The organism is Nocardioides sp. P4_G4 (genome assembly GCF_056401085.1).
Genome location: NZ_JBFUKA010000028.1, coordinates 1 through 14,422, shown reverse-complemented (window position 1 = coordinate 14,422; position 14,422 = coordinate 1). Strand labels below are relative to the sequence as shown.

The window sequence follows — 14,422 nt, the reverse complement described above, 5'->3', positions numbered from 1 at the left end:
CCTGACACGTGGTGCTGGCAGACTCTGCGGGTGGAGATCGCCCTGTTCCTCGTCGCCCTCGTGATCGTGGTCCTCGCGGGGACGGCGCTCGCCGAACGGTTCGACCTGCCGGCCCCCCTGCTCCTGATCGTCGTCGGTGTCATCGGCACCTACCTGTCGTTCGTGCCCGAGGTGCGCCTCGACGCCGAGGTGGTGCTCCTCGGCTTCCTGCCGCCCCTGCTGTACGCCGCCGCGCTGCAGACGTCGCTGGTCGACTTCAACGCCAACCGACGGTCGATCCTGCTGCTGTCGGTCGGGCTGGTGCTCTTCACCGCGTTCGGCGTCGGTGCCGTGGTCCACTGGTTGGTCCCGGCGATCTCCTGGCCACTGTGCATCGCCATCGGCGCGGTCGTGGCCCCGCCCGACGCGGTCGCCGCCACCGCCATCGGGCGGCGGATCGGGCTGCCGCGGAGGATCGTGACCATCCTGGAGGGCGAGTCGCTGCTCAACGACGCGACCGCCCTGGTCTCGCTGCGCACCGCCCTGGCCGCCAGCTCCGTGGGCGTGGCGGCGCTCGACGTCGGCCTCGACTTCCTGTGGGCCTCGCTGGGCGGCGCACTGCTCGGCTTCGGGGTCTTCTTCGTGGTCGCCAAGATGCGGCGCCTTGTCACCGACCCGCTCATGGACACCGCCATCTCGCTGGTCACGCCGTTCGCGGCGTACCTCCTCGCCGAGGAGCTGCACTCCTCGGGGGTCATCGCGGTCGTGGTCACCGGCCTGCTTCTCGGGCACAAGGCGCCCGTCATCCAGACCGCCCAGTCCCGGATCGCGGAGCGCATCAACTGGCGCACCATCGCCTTCCTGCTGGAGAACACCGTCTTCCTGCTCATCGGCCTCCAGGCCCGCTGGATCCTCGAGGGCGTCGCCGAGAGCGAGCTCTCGGGCGAGCTGATCGCGCTCGTGTGCGGGGCGGCGCTCCTCACCACGGTGGTGCTGCGCATGGTGTGGGTCTTCGCCACCCGCTACCTGCTCGTCCGACCGGGCCCGGACCCCGACAGCGGCCAGCTGCCGCCGTGGCAGTACACCTTCGTCCTGGGCTGGGCCGGGATGCGCGGGGTGGTCACCCTGGCGGCCGCCTTCGTGATCCCCGAGGACACCGAGCACCGCGAGGTGCTGCTGCTCATCGCCTTCACCGTGGTGGCCGGGACCCTGTTCATCCAGGGCCTCTCCCTGCCGTGGGTGGCCCGCACCCTCCAGGTCCCCTCACCCGATCCGCTCGACGACGCCCTGGCCCGCGCCTCGGTGCTGCAGCAGGCCTCCAAGGCCGGCTTCAAGGAGCTGGACAAGCTGGAGACCGAGGACCCGCACGGCGTGCTCGACCAGATCCGCCAGCGGGTGGAGCAGCGCAACTTCGCGGCCTGGGAGCGGCTGTCGACCACGGCGGGCCAGGAATCGCCCAGCGACCTCTACGCCCGCGTCCGGCTGGCCATGATCAACGCCGAGCGGGGCCGGGTGCTGGAGATCCGCAGCACCGGCGCGGTGGCCAGCGACGTCATCCGCGAGGTGCTCGCGGTGCTCGACGTCGAGGAGTCGATGCTCGACGTGGCCACTGCCGACGAGGAGGAGCGCGAGGAGGGCCGCAACGCCCGGCTCGTGCGGGGCGACACCTGCCCCCACCTCGACGAGACCCCGGCCCAGCCGCCGACGTCGGTCGGCGACGACCTGGTCTGCGCGCAGTGCGTCGAGGCCGGGGTCCACTGGGTGTCCCTGCGCCGCTGCCTGACCTGCGGTCTCGTGGCCTGCTGCGACTCCTCGCCCTTCCGGCACGCCACCGAGCACTTCCACGAGACCACGCACCCGGTCATGCAGTCGGCCCAGCCCGGCGAGGACTGGCGCTGGTGCTACGTGCACCACCTCACCGGCTGAGCGGCACGGCGTACGGATCGTGGCCGTGAGGCTGTGTCGAAGTCCCCGCTCAGGCGGGGACTCTCGCGCTTTGTGACGGTTGCAACCGTCACAAAGCAACAGACTCCCCGCTCAGGCGGGGACTTCGACACCGGGTCCCGCCGCCCGAAATGCGACGACGCGCCGCCCCGCCGGAGCGGGACGACGCGTCGTACGTGGTGCGGAGGAGCAGTGGCCCGAAGGCCTGGGGCTCAGGCCTGCCAGACCCGGACCCAGTCGACGTTCATCGACTGGGGGAGCTTGCTGTCCTTACCGATCTTGGAGATCTCGTAGTCCGACGCGAGCATGCTCAGGATCGGGTACTGCGGCTGACCCGAGACGCCCACCTTGGTGCGGTAGGTCTCCTGGCCGTCGATGCGGAAGATGTAGACGCTGGGCGTCCACTCGACCGAGAACACGTGGTAGTTCTTCGACCAGCCGTCACGCTTGTTGGCCAGGAAGGACGTGGGGTCCTTGAGCCAGGAGCCGGTCTTGACGCCCTGGCCCTTGCTGTTCTTCGAGTAGACGAACGACGTCAGGCCACCCTCGGGGTGCTTGTCGCCGAAGTACTCGATGACGTCGATCTCGGCGCCGGTCAGGCGCGGGTCGTTGGCACCGTTGACGCTGGCGGCGGGCTGCATCCAGAACGCGCCGTGCTGGCCACGCATCTTCTGGAACTTGATGCGCGCAGCGGCGAAGCCGTACTTGAAGGAGAAGCCGCCCTGGGTGCCGATGTGGCCGTTGAGGCGGTAGGCGAACTTGCCGGTCGACTTGCCGTCCTTCTTGGCGACGCACTTGTCGGAACGGGCCGGGTCCTTGATGACGCTCAGGCGGGCGGTGCCGCCACCGACGGAGACGGCGCGCGCGTCACCCTTGGAGCAGGCGCGCAGGCTCTCGGGCTCGTAGCCGCTGCCGCGCTGGTTCCAGACCGGGTTCAGGCTGCTGCCCGAGAACTCGTCGGTCCAGGTCGGGGTGAGCCAGCGGCCGGTGCTGACCGACTTGCTGGTGCCGCCCTTGGAGCCCTTGAAGGGCAGCGCGGTGGCGCGGTAGGTCAGCGCGAGGCCGCCCTTGGAGATGGGGGCACCGAAGTTGGCGACGCCCTTCTTCGTGAGCTTGGACTTCTTGACCGTCTTCCACTTGCTGCCCTTCTTCACCTCCAGGGCGACGGGGCGGCCCACCTTGGCGGGACGGACGGTGGCGGTCAGGCCGGCCTTGGCCGAGTTGGCGGAGGCGGGGGACTTGCCCTGCGCGACGATCTGGGGCAGCGCCACCAGGCTCACGCGGGTCTTGCCCTTGGCCCGACGCTCGCTGACGGAGGTCGAGATGGAGTCGTTGGTGTCGGCACTCGACGAGCTGGTCTGCGTGACCAGGATCATCGAGGCGGGCATCAGCAGCGCGAGCAGGGATCCTGCCAGGGCGCGGCGTCCAGACATGGGTTCTCTCAATCGGTCGGGTGCGTTTGTCATTCCCCCACAGCACTCGAGGGCGACCACACCCTAACTTTGATCCCCTGAAGACCTGCATCGAACGCCGCGACCGGACACAGACGGTCGGAATGCGGGATCCGTGCCTACTGTGGGGGGATGCGCCTCACGAAGTTCGGTCACGCCTGCGTCCGCATCGAGCACGACGGGGCCGTCGTGGTCCTCGATCCGGGAGTGTTCAGCGAGCCCGAGGCGCTCGACGGCGCCACCGGCGTGCTCATCACGCACGAGCACGCCGACCACGTGCACCCCGACCTGCTGCGCCGCTCCGACGCGCCGATCTGGACGATCGAGGCGGTGGCCCGGCTGCTGCGGGAGCAGGCACCCGACGTCGCCGAGCGGGTGCGCGTCGTACGACCCGGGGAGCACCTCGAGGTGTCCGGGCTCGCCGTCGAGGTGGTGGGGGAGAAGCACGCGGTCATCCACCCCGACTACGACCGGTTCGACAACTCCGGCTACCTGCTGACCGTGGGTGGGGAGTCGGTCTACCATCCCGGCGACGCGCTGACCGCCCCCGGACGCCCGGTCGACCTGCTGCTCGCCCCGGTGAGCGCGCCGTGGCTCAAGGTCGGGGAGGCGATCGACTTCGTCCGCGAGGTCGGGGCGCCACGCTCCCTGGGCATCCACGACCGCGTCTACAGCGACATCGGGCTCGACATGGTCGCCTCGCACATGGCCAACCTGCTGCCCGAGGGCCAGGAGTACCTGCGCCGTCAGCCCGGCGAGGACCTCTGATCCAGATCCGGCCCGACAGTCCGGGTCAGATCCGGCCCGAGAGCGCGTCGCGGACCGGGACGAACTTGGCCTGGGCCTCGGCGAGCTCCGCCTCCGGGTCGGAGCTGCCGACCACGCCGCACCCGGCGAACAGCCGCACCGTCGCCCCCTGGACCAGCGCCGAACGCAGGGCGATGCCCCACTCGCCGTCGCCGGTGGCGTCGATCCAGCCCACCGGACCCGCGTAGCGGTCACGGGCCATTCCCTCGATCTCGTCGATCAGGGCGACGGCCTCCTGGGTGGGGGTCCCGCCGACCGCGGCCGAGGGGTGCAACGCCTCGGCCAGCTGGAGGGAGGAGACGGTGGCGGCGTCGTGCACGACCCCGGCCACGTCGGTGGCCAGGTGCATCACGTTGGGCAGGTGCAGGACGAACGGCGCCTCGGGCACGTTCATCGACGAGCAGTGCGGCTCGAGGGCGTCGGCAACGGAGCGGACGGCGTACTCGTGCTCCTCGAGGTCCTTGGAGGACCGGGCCAGCGTCGCGGCGAGCGCCAGGTCGCGCTCGTCGTCTCCGGTACGCCGGATGGTGCCGGCGAGCACCCGCGAGGTGACCAGGCCGCGCTCGCGACGCACCAGCATCTCGGGGGTCGCGCCGAAGAGGCCGTCGACGTGGAAGGTCCAGCACATCGCGTAGTCGGTGGCCAGCCGGTGCAGCGCCCACCGGACGTCGAGGGGCTCGTCGCAGGTGGCGATGAGGTCCCGGGCGAGGACGACCTTCTCGAGGTCCCCGGCGTTGATCCGGGCGACGGCGTCGGCCACGACGGACATCCACTCCTCGCCGTTGAGTGCCCCGTCGGCGAAGCTCAGGCCCACGGGGGCGCACGGCACCTCGGCCCGCGCCAGGACGGGCGCGGCGGCGAGCGGCTCGTCCCCGATCGTGGTCACCCAGGCACGGTCGCCGCGGCGGCCGAGCACTACCCGGGGCACGACGAGCACCGAGTCGCCCGGGTCGTCGGCGAAGCCGAAGGAGCCGAAGGCGACCAGTCCGGTGCCCGGCTCGACCACCTCGTCGGTGACGACGGCGCGCGCCGTCGTCTCGGCCCACCACTTGTCCGCGTCGCGGAAGCGCGCCGTGCCGCGGGTGCGCACCTGGGCGGCCACGCCCCATCCGACCAGGCCCTCGCCGTTGCGCAGCCAGGTGACCGGTGCGTCGGCGGGCAGCAGGTCGAGGAGCCGGGTCGAGTCGGGGTCCCCGAGGTCGACCGCGGTCGTCCGCACCACCAGGGGGCTGGACGGGGTCGCCGTGGGGGTGGTCGCCGCACTCGTCACGACCCGGAGCCTACGCGGGAACCCCTCGCCGCCAGGATGCAGGATCCGGGCGGTGACGGGGGTCGTGGCGGGGGTCACGCCCGTAGGTCGGTCAGGAGCGGTAGACGATCACCTTGTCGCCGAGGCGCACCTGGTCGAAGAGCCAGCGGACCCCGTCGTAGTCGCGCACGTTGACGCACCCGTGCGAGGCGCCGTTGTAGCCGGTGGCCGCGAAGTCGGGGGAGTAGTGCACCGCCTGCCCGCCGGAGAAGAACATGGCGAACGGCATCGAGGTGTTGTAGAGGCTGGAGACGTGGTCGCGGCTCTTGCGGAACACCGAGAACGCCCCCTCGCGCGTCGGCAGCTCGTCGGAGCCGAAGCGCACGTCGAAGCGGGTCTTGACCACGCCGTCGACGACCCAGCGCAACGACCGCGACGTCTTGTCGACACACATGGCGCGCCCGGTCATGCAGCGCGGGTCGAGCGTCGGGCCCTGGGGCACGATGTTGAAGAGCTCGGCCTTGGTGGGCTGCCGCGTCATCGAAGCCAGCCGGTCGAGGGTCCGTCGGTCGACCTCGCCGGTCACCGGGATCCGTCGCTTGTCCTGGAACCCGCGCACGGCCTCGGTGGTGCGGGCGTCGTAGACGCCGGTGACGTCGCCGGTCCACCAGCGCAGCTGCTCGAGCCGGGCCTGGAGGCGGCGCACGGCCAGGCCGCGGTCGCCGGCGGCGAGCAGGGCGGGGCCCGGCGTGTAGATGTTGTGCAGGGCCTCGCGGGTGGGGTCGGTGGTGACGGCGACCAGGGTCGACCAGGTCCGCTCGTCGACGCGGCCGGTGGTCTCGCGGTGCCGACGGGCCTGGAAGGTGCGCACCCCGTCCCGGGTCTGGGCGTCGAAGCGGCTCGTCACGACCTCGGAGTGCAGGCCGAGCTGGTGGAGGCGGCTCTGCAGCTCGCRCACCCGCCAGCCCGTGTCGCCGAGGCGCAGGGGGGTGAAGGCCGCCCTGGCGGCCGGCGTGCCTGCGTCCGTGGCACCGGCCGGAGCGGTGAGAGAGGTCGCGCCGACCACCGCGAGGCCGACGGCGAGCACCATCGCCAGCAGGAGGCCGGCGGCGGTGGTGAGGGGCGTCCGGCGAACGGGCGTCGGGGTGAGAGGCATGGGGTCTCCGAGGTAGGCGAGTGTCGTCATCGTAGAGACGCCCACCGACGGCGTGCGGTTGCGTCCGCACTACGCTCGCGGCGTGGCCCGTGCAGAGCTCGACAAGCAGCCGACCGACGTCCGACGCATGTTCGACGCGGTCGCCCAGCGCTACGACGTCACCAACGACGTGCTCTCGCTGGGCCAGGACCGGCGCTGGCGGCGCGAGGTCATCGACGCCGTCGCCCCGTCGTACGGCGACCGGGTGCTCGACCTCGCGGCCGGCACCGGCACGTCCAGCCAGCCGTTCGCGGACGCCGGCGCCCACGTCGTGCCCTGCGACTTCTCGCTCGGGATGCTCCGGGTCGGCAAGCGGGCGCGGCCGCACCTGCCCTTCACGGCCGGCGACGGCACCCGCCTGCCGTTCGCGGACGGCACCTTCGATGCGGTCACCATCTCCTTCGGGCTGCGCAACATCGTCGACCCCGAGGCCGGGCTGCGCGAGATGCGCCGGGTGACGCGCCCGGGCGGGCGCCTGGTGGTGTGCGAGTTCAGCAGCCCGACCCTGCGGCCGTTCCGCACCGTCTACATGGAGTACCTGATGAAGGCGCTGCCGGCGATCTCGCGGGCCGTCTCGTCCTCCCCGGACGCCTACGTCTACCTCGCCGAGTCCATCCGGGCGTGGCCCGACCAGCAGGGGCTGGCTGCGATGATCGGCGCCGCCGGGTGGCAGACCCCGCAGTGGCGCAACCTCTCGGGCGGCATCGTCGCCCTGCACCGCGCGACCGCCTGACGCCCGTCGCGACCCCCGCGCCACCCCTGCACGACCCCTGCGTGACGCGGCGCACACCGCGTCCTACACTGTGGTCTGCGCCACTAGTGAACTAGTTCACAAAGTCACATGCGACCTCGTCGTGGTGGCTCGGGCGTGACTGCTCAGGCGACTGTTGCTTGCTTAGGGGACATGGGAGGGGCAGGTTCGATGGAGCTCTACACGCCGGTACTCGTGCTCGCGGCACTCGCCGCGGCCTTCGCGGTGGGCTCGGTCGTGATGAGCTCTCTCGTCGGACCCAAGCGCTACAACCGCGCCAAGCTCGACTCCTACGAGTGCGGCATCGAGCCCACGCCGCAGCCGGTCGGCGGTGGGCGGTTCCCGGTGAAGTACTACATCACCGCGATGCTCTTCATCGTCTTCGACATCGAGATCATCTTCCTCTACCCGTGGGCCGTGCACTTCGACGCCATGAAGCTCTTCGGGCTCATCGAGATGGTCATCTTCATCGCCACGGTGTTCGTGGCCTACGCGTACGTCTGGCGTCGCGGCGGACTGGAGTGGGACTGACCTGATGGGTATCGAAGAGAAGCTTCCGAGCGGCGTGCTGCTGACCACCGTCGAGGGCGTCGCCGGCTACATGCGCAAGGCGTCCTTCTGGCCGGCGACCTTCGGCCTGGCCTGCTGCGCCATCGAGATGATGACGTCGGGCGGCCCGAAGTACGACCTGGCCCGCTTCGGCATGGAGGTCTTCCGCGCCAGCCCGCGCCAGGCCGACCTGATGATCGTCGCCGGCCGGGTCAGCCAGAAGATGGCGCCCGTCCTGCGCCAGATCTACGACCAGATGGCCGAGCCCAAGTACGTCCTCGCGATGGGCGTCTGCGCCAGCTCGGGCGGCATGTTCAACAACTACGCGATCGTGCAGGGCGTCGACCACGTCGTCCCCGTCGACATGTACCTCCCCGGCTGCCCGCCGCGCCCCGAGATGCTCATCGACGCGATCCTCAAGCTCCACGACCAGGTGCAGGCCACCAAGCTCGGCGCCAACCGGCTCGCCGAGATCGAGGAGCTCGAGACGCAGGCCCTCCGGGCGCTGCCGACCAGCCAGATGCGAGGCCTGCTGCGATGAGCAACCCGCTGGACAACCCCTCGGACAAGCCGGAGTCGGCGCACGTCGACCAGCCGGCCGTCGAGCAGTCCCCGGAGAACCTCCCCGCCCCCCGCGGCGAGGGCACCGAGGTGCGCTCGAGCGGCGAGCGCCGCGGCATGTTCGGTGTCTCCGGCACCGGCGACACGTCCGGCTACGGCGGCATGGTCGCGCCCATCGTCTTCCCCGCCCCCTCGCAGCGTCCGTACGGCGGGTGGTTCGACGAGGTCGCCGACGCGCTCGAGGCCAGGCTCGGCGCCACCGACCTGACCGCGGCGATCGAGTCGGTCGTCGTCCACCGCGGCGAGATCACCTTCCACGTGCGCCGTGAGGACCTGCCCTTCGTGGCGCAGATGCTGCGCGACGACGACGCGCTGCGCTTCGAGTTCTGCTCGGGCGTCAGTGGCGTGCACTACCCCGACGACACCGGACGCGAGCTGCACGCGGTCTACCACCTGCTCTCGATGACCCACAACCGTCGCATCCGCCTCGAGGTCTCGTGCCCCGACGCGGACCCCCACGTGCCCAGCCTGGTGAGCATCTACCCCACCAACGACTGGCACGAGCGTGAGACCTGGGACATGTTCGGGATCGTCTTCGACGGCCACCCCGCCATGACCCGGATCCTGATGCCCGACGACTGGCCGGGCCACCCGCAGCGCAAGGACTACCCCTTGGGCGGCATCCCCGTGGAGTACAAGGGTGGGTCCATCCCGCCGCCCGACCAGCGGAGGAGCTACAACTGATGTCCACCGACCAGGATCTGTACGCCGACCCCAGCGACACCAGCCAGGGCAAGGTCTTCACCGTCACCGGCCAGGACTGGGACTCGATCACCCAGGGCCTCGGCGACGCCGCCGACGAGCGGGTCGTCGTCAACATGGGACCCCAGCACCCGTCGACCCACGGCGTGCTCCGCCTGATCCTCGAGCTCGAGGGCGAGACGGTCACCGAGGCCCGCTGCGGCATCGGCTACCTCCACACCGGCATCGAGAAGAACATGGAGTACCGCTCCTGGGTGCAGGGCACGACGTTCGTCACGCGGATGGACTACCTCTCGCCGTTCTTCAACGAGGCGACGTACGTCCTGGGCGTGGAGCGCCTGCTCGACATCGAGGACGACATCCCCGAGAAGGCGCAGGTCATGCGGGTCCTCCTCATGGAGCTCAACCGCATCTCCTCCCACCTGGTCTGCATCGCGACCGGCGGCATGGAGATCGGTGCCCTCACCGTCATGACGATCGGCTTCCGTGAGCGCGAGCTGGTGCTCGACCTCTTCGAGCTGATCACCGGCCTGCGCATGAACCACGCGTTCATCCGCCCCGGCGGCGTGGCCCAGGACCTCCCGCCCGGTGCCCTCGACGAGATCCGCGACTTCGTCTCCCTGATGAAGAAGCGCCTTCCCGAGTACGCCGCCCTGTGCAACGCCAACCCCATCTTCAAGGCCCGCCTCGAGGGCGTCGGCCACCTCGACCTCGCCGGCTGCCTGGCGCTGGGTCTCTCCGGCCCCCCGCTCCGCTCCGCCGGCTACGCCTGGGACCTGCGCAAGACGCAGCCCTACTCCGGCTACGAGGACTACGACTTCGACGTCCAGACCTGGGACACCGCCGACGCCTACGGCCGCTTCCGGGTGCGCCTCGCCGAGATGGACGAGTCCCTGAAGCTCGTCGAGCAGGCGGCCCGCCGCCTCGCCGACCTCGAGGGCGCACCGGTGATGATCGCCGACAAGAAGATCGCCTGGCCCAGCCAGCTCTCGATCGGCTCCGACGGCATGGGCAACTCCCTCGACCACATCCGCCACATCATGGGCGAGTCGATGGAGGCGCTGATCCATCACTTCAAGCTGGTGACCGAGGGCTTCCGCGTGCCGGCCGGGCAGGCCTACGTCCCGATCGAGTCGCCGCGCGGCGAGCTCGGGGCCCACGTCGTCTCCGACGGCGGCACCCGGCCCTTCCGGACCCACTTCCGGGACCCGTCCTTCACCAACCTGCAGGCCACCAGCGTGATGAGCGAGGGCGGGATGGTCGCCGACGTCATCGTCGCCATCGCCTCGATCGACCCCGTGATGGGAGGGGTCGACCGATGAATCACCCCACGGAGTTCTCGATCTCCTCCGCTTCGCTCCTCCGCTCGACTACTCCGAGGGGACCCCGATGACCTCGAACGACCCCACGACCGCCCCGGCCGTGGATCCCGGCCTGGCGGTCAGCACCGCCTCCTACGCGGCGCCCAGCCCCGAGCGCTTCGGCGCCGACGACGGCGTGCTGGGGGCCGAGACACTGGTCGAGCTGCGCCAGATCGCGGGCCGCTACCCCGAGGCCCGGTCCGGCCTGCTGCCGATGCTGCACCTCGTGCAGTCGGTGGAGGGTCGGGTGACGCCCGAGGGCATCGAGGCGTGCGCCGAGATCCTCGGCATCTCCGCGGCCGAGGTGAGCGGGGTCGCGACGTTCTACACGATGTACAAGCGCAAGCCGGTGGGCGACTACCTCGTCGGCGTCTGCACCAACACGCTGTGCGCGGTGATGGGCGGCGACCTGATCTTCGAGCGGCTCAAGGAGCACCTCGACGTCGGCAACGACGAGACGAGCGCCGACGGCAAGGTCACCCTCGAGCACATCGAGTGCAACGCGGCCTGCGACTACGCCCCGGTGATGATGGTCAACTGGGAGTTCATGGACAACCAGACCCCGGACTCCGCCGTCCGGGTCGTCGACGACCTGCGCGCCGGCGCCGAGGTCCGCTCCACCCGCGGCCCGCGGCTGTGCTCCTGGAAGCAGGCCGAGCGGGTGCTCGCCGGCTTCCCCGACGACCTCGCCGACGAGGGGCCGTCCGCCGGCCCCGCGTCCCTGGTGGGCCTGGGCATCGCGCGCGACAACGGCTGGACCGCCCCGGGCGGCGAGGCCGCCGGCCGGACCGCCGCCGAGCCGGCCGAGTCCGCCACGGGTGCTGACGGCAGCCACGAGGCCGACCGCCAGGACTCCGAGGGCGCCGTCCAGCGCTCCGACGCCGACCTCAAGCACGAGGACGACGCCCAGGGAACCGAGGAGGCCACGTGACGAGCACCCTGACCCCCGTCCTCACCGACAACTGGGACGCCGAGCGCTCCTGGACGCTGGCGTCGTACGAGCAGCGCGGCGGCTACGAGGCCATGCGCACGGCGCTGGCGATGGACCCCGACGCGATCATCACCGCGGTCAAGGACTCCGGCCTGCGCGGCCGCGGCGGCGCAGGCTTCCCCACCGGGATGAAGTGGGGCTTCATCCCGCAGGACAACCCCAAGCCGAAGTACCTCGTGGTCAACGCCGACGAGTCCGAGCCGGGGACCTGCAAGGACATCCCGCTCATGATGGCCAGCCCGCACACCCTGGTCGAGGGCGTCATCATCAGCTCGTTCGCCATCCGCGCCAACCACGCCTTCATCTACGTGCGGGGCGAGGTGCTGCACGTCGTACGCCGCCTCCAGCGTGCCGTGCAGGAGGCCTACCTGGCCGGCCACCTCGGCAAGGACATCCACGGCTCGGGCTACGACCTCGACGTCGTCGTGCACGCCGGTGCCGGTGCCTACATCTGTGGCGAGGAGACGGCGCTCCTCGAGGGGCTCGAGGGTCGCCGCGGCCAGCCGCGCCTGCGCCCGCCGTTCCCCGCGGTCGCCGGCCTCTACGCCAGCCCGACCGTCATCAACAACGTCGAGTCCATCGCGTCCGTGCCGAGCATCATCGGCCGCGGCGCCGAGTGGTTCGCCTCGATGGGCACCGAGAAGTCCAAGGGCTTCGGCATCTTCAGCCTCTCGGGCCACGTCACCCGCCCCGGCCAGTACGAGGCCCCGCTGGGCATCACGCTGCGCGAGCTGATCGACCTCGCCGGCGGCATCCGCGAGGGTCACGAGCTCAAGTTCTGGACCCCCGGCGGCTCCAGCACACCGCTGCTCACCACCGACCACCTCGACGTGCCCCTCGACTTCGAGGGGGTGGGCGCGGCCGGCTCGATGCTGGGCACCCGCGCGCTCCAGCTCTTCGACGAGACCACCTGCGTCGTGCGCGCCGTGCTGCGCTGGACCGAGTTCTACAAGCACGAGTCGTGCGGCAAGTGCACCCCGTGCCGCGAGGGCACGTGGTGGCTGGTGCAGACCCTGGCCCGCCTCGAGAAGGGGGAGGGGGCGGAGTCCGACCTCGACCTGCTGCTCGACCAGTGCGAGAACATCCTGGGCCGCTCGTTCTGCGCCCTCGGTGACGGCGCGACCAGCCCGATCTCCAGCTCGATCAAGTACTTCCGAGACGAGTACCTCGCCCACCTCTCCCACGGTGGGTGCCCGTTCGACCCGAACGCATCGACGGCGTTCGCCCACACCGGAGCCACCGCATGACGACCACCCCGGCCAAGGTTGACCAGGTCACGCTGACCATCGACGGCGTCGAGGTCAGCGTCCCCAAGGGAACGCTGGTCATCCGCGCCGCCGAGCAGGTCGGCGTGCAGATCCCGCGGTTCTGCGACCACCCGCTGCTCGCGCCCGTGGGTGCCTGCCGCCAGTGCCTCGTCGACATCCCGGACGCCGGCAACGGCAAGCCGATCCCCAAGCCGCAGGCATCGTGCACGATCACGGTCGCCGAGGGCATGGTCGTCAGCACCCAGGCCACCAGCCCGGTGGCCGACAAGGCGCAGCAGGGGATCATGGAGTTCCTGCTCGTCAACCACCCGCTGGACTGCCCCGTCTGCGACAAGGGCGGCGAGTGCCCCCTCCAGAACCAGGCGATGTCCAACGGCCGCGGCGAGACCCGCTTCGAGGGGGTCAAGCGGACCTTCCCCAAGCCGATCAACCTCTCGGCGCAGGTGCTGCTCGACCGGGAGCGCTGCATCGTGTGCCAGCGCTGCACCCGGTTCTCCGACGAGATCGCCGGCGACCCGTTCATCGCCCTGGTCGAGCGTGGCGCGCAGCAGCAGATCGGCATCGCCGACGACGCGCCCTTCCTGTCCTACTTCTCCGGCAACACCATCCAGATCTGCCCGGTGGGGGCGCTCACCAGTGCGGAGTACCGCTTCCGCTCGCGCCCCTTCGACCTCGTCTCGACTCCCGGTGTGGCCGAGCACGACGCCTGCGGTGCGGCCATCCGGGTCGACCACCGTCGTGGCAAGGTCATGCGCCGGCTGGCCGGCAACGACCCCGAGGTCAACGAGGAGTGGATCAGCGACAAGGACCGCTTCGCCTTCCACTACGCCCGGCAGGACGACCGCCTCACCCACCCGATGGTGCGCGAGGACGGGGAGCTGCGCCCCGCGTCCTGGCCCGAGGCCTTCGCGGTCGCGGCCCGCGGCCTGCACGCCGCCGGCAGCGCGGCCGTCCTCCCCGGCGGTCGCCTGACCGCCGAGGACGCATACGCCTACGCCAAGTTCGCCCGCGTCTCCCTCGGCACCAACGACATCGACTTCCGGGCCCGGCCGCACACCGCCGAGGAGGCCGACTTCCTGGCCTCCCGTGTCGCCCTCTCCATGGACGTCACGTACGACGACCTCGAGCGCGCCTCGGTCGTCGTGCTGGCGGGCCTGGAGCCCGAGGACGAGGCCGCCACGATCTTCCTGCGGCTGCGCAAGGCGTCGAAGGGGTCGACCAAGGTCGTCGCCCTCGCGCCGTTCGCGACCCGCGGCCTCGGCAAGATGAAGGGCCGGCTGATCCCGACCGCCCCGGGTGGGGAGGCCGAGGCGCTGCGCGCGCTGGCCGAGGACGGCACCACCGCCCTCGACTCCGGCGGCGTCATCCTGGTCGGCGAGCGGCTCGCCCAGCACCACGGAGCCCTGACCGCCGCCGTCGAGCTGGCCCGCACGACCGGGGCGCGTCTCGCCTGGGTGCCGCGTCGTGCCGGGGACCGCGGTGCGGTCGAGGCCGGCTGCCTGCCCACCCTGCTCCCCGGCGGTCGCCCCGCCGGTGACCCCTCGGCCCGTGTCG

General features: G+C 71.1%; 13 protein-coding genes. 10 read left to right on the top strand and 3 right to left on the bottom strand.

Going from position 1 to position 14,422, the window contains the following annotated elements:
• The first annotated feature begins 30 nt into the window (after window positions 1-30).
• A complete protein-coding gene (locus AC1DQF_RS08505; RefSeq protein WP_477524783.1) occupies window positions 31-1,905 on the top strand; it encodes a Na+/H+ antiporter in 1,875 nt (624 codons plus the stop codon).
• Between the two features lie 230 nt (window positions 1,906-2,135).
• Here AC1DQF_RS08505 and AC1DQF_RS08500 read toward each other — a convergent pair whose 3' ends face one another.
• Window positions 2,136-3,356: a glycoside hydrolase family 16 protein gene (locus AC1DQF_RS08500; RefSeq protein ID WP_477524782.1), complete on the bottom strand. Its 1,221-nt coding sequence runs from the start codon at window positions 3,354-3,356 to the stop codon at window positions 2,136-2,138.
• A gap of 150 nt (window positions 3,357-3,506) precedes the next feature.
• Here AC1DQF_RS08500 and AC1DQF_RS08495 point away from each other — a divergent pair, with 150 nt between their 5' ends.
• On the top strand, window positions 3,507-4,142 hold the full coding sequence (locus AC1DQF_RS08495) for an MBL fold metallo-hydrolase (RefSeq protein ID WP_477524781.1): 636 nt from the start codon (window positions 3,507-3,509) through the stop codon (window positions 4,140-4,142).
• 25 nt (window positions 4,143-4,167) lie between these two features.
• Here the strand turns inward: AC1DQF_RS08495 and AC1DQF_RS08490 are convergent, their stop codons facing one another.
• A complete protein-coding gene (locus AC1DQF_RS08490; protein WP_477524780.1) occupies window positions 4,168-5,451 on the bottom strand; it encodes an isochorismate synthase in 1,284 nt (427 codons plus the stop codon).
• 91 nt (window positions 5,452-5,542) lie between these two features.
• A complete protein-coding gene (locus AC1DQF_RS08485) occupies window positions 5,543-6,586 on the bottom strand; it encodes a L,D-transpeptidase family protein (protein WP_477524779.1) in 1,044 nt (347 codons plus the stop codon).
• A gap of 82 nt (window positions 6,587-6,668) precedes the next feature.
• Here AC1DQF_RS08485 and AC1DQF_RS08480 point away from each other — a divergent pair, with 82 nt between their 5' ends.
• The 8 genes from AC1DQF_RS08480 to AC1DQF_RS08445 form a co-directional block, all read left to right on the top strand.
• Window positions 6,669-7,358: a demethylmenaquinone methyltransferase gene (locus AC1DQF_RS08480; RefSeq protein ID WP_477524778.1), complete on the top strand. Its 690-nt coding sequence runs from the start codon at window positions 6,669-6,671 to the stop codon at window positions 7,356-7,358.
• Window positions 7,359-7,547: 189 nt separating this feature from the next.
• Entirely contained in the window at window positions 7,548-7,907 is a 360-nt protein-coding gene (locus tag AC1DQF_RS08475) for an NADH-quinone oxidoreductase subunit A (protein WP_477524777.1), read from the top strand.
• 4 nt (window positions 7,908-7,911) lie between these two features.
• A complete protein-coding gene (locus tag AC1DQF_RS08470; protein WP_477524776.1) occupies window positions 7,912-8,466 on the top strand; it encodes a NuoB/complex I 20 kDa subunit family protein in 555 nt (184 codons plus the stop codon).
• Window positions 8,463-9,230: an NADH-quinone oxidoreductase subunit C gene (locus tag AC1DQF_RS08465; protein WP_477524775.1), complete on the top strand. Its 768-nt coding sequence runs from the start codon at window positions 8,463-8,465 to the stop codon at window positions 9,228-9,230. The genes AC1DQF_RS08470 and AC1DQF_RS08465 overlap by 4 nt, the downstream gene beginning before the upstream one ends.
• Window positions 9,230-10,570, top strand: coding sequence for an NADH-quinone oxidoreductase subunit D (locus tag AC1DQF_RS08460; protein WP_477524774.1), 1,341 nt, complete (start codon window positions 9,230-9,232; stop codon window positions 10,568-10,570). The genes AC1DQF_RS08465 and AC1DQF_RS08460 overlap by 1 nt, the downstream gene beginning before the upstream one ends.
• A 67-nt stretch (window positions 10,571-10,637) precedes the next feature.
• Window positions 10,638-11,540: an NADH-quinone oxidoreductase subunit NuoE gene (gene nuoE / locus AC1DQF_RS08455; protein ID WP_477524773.1), complete on the top strand. Its 903-nt coding sequence runs from the start codon at window positions 10,638-10,640 to the stop codon at window positions 11,538-11,540.
• A complete protein-coding gene (gene nuoF, locus AC1DQF_RS08450; protein ID WP_477524772.1) occupies window positions 11,537-12,847 on the top strand; it encodes an NADH-quinone oxidoreductase subunit NuoF in 1,311 nt (436 codons plus the stop codon). The genes nuoE and nuoF overlap by 4 nt, the downstream gene beginning before the upstream one ends.
• Window positions 12,844-14,422 (top strand): NADH-quinone oxidoreductase subunit G (locus AC1DQF_RS08445; protein ID WP_477524771.1); only part of this gene is annotated, 1,579 nt, incomplete at its 3' end. The genes nuoF and AC1DQF_RS08445, both read left to right, overlap by 4 nt.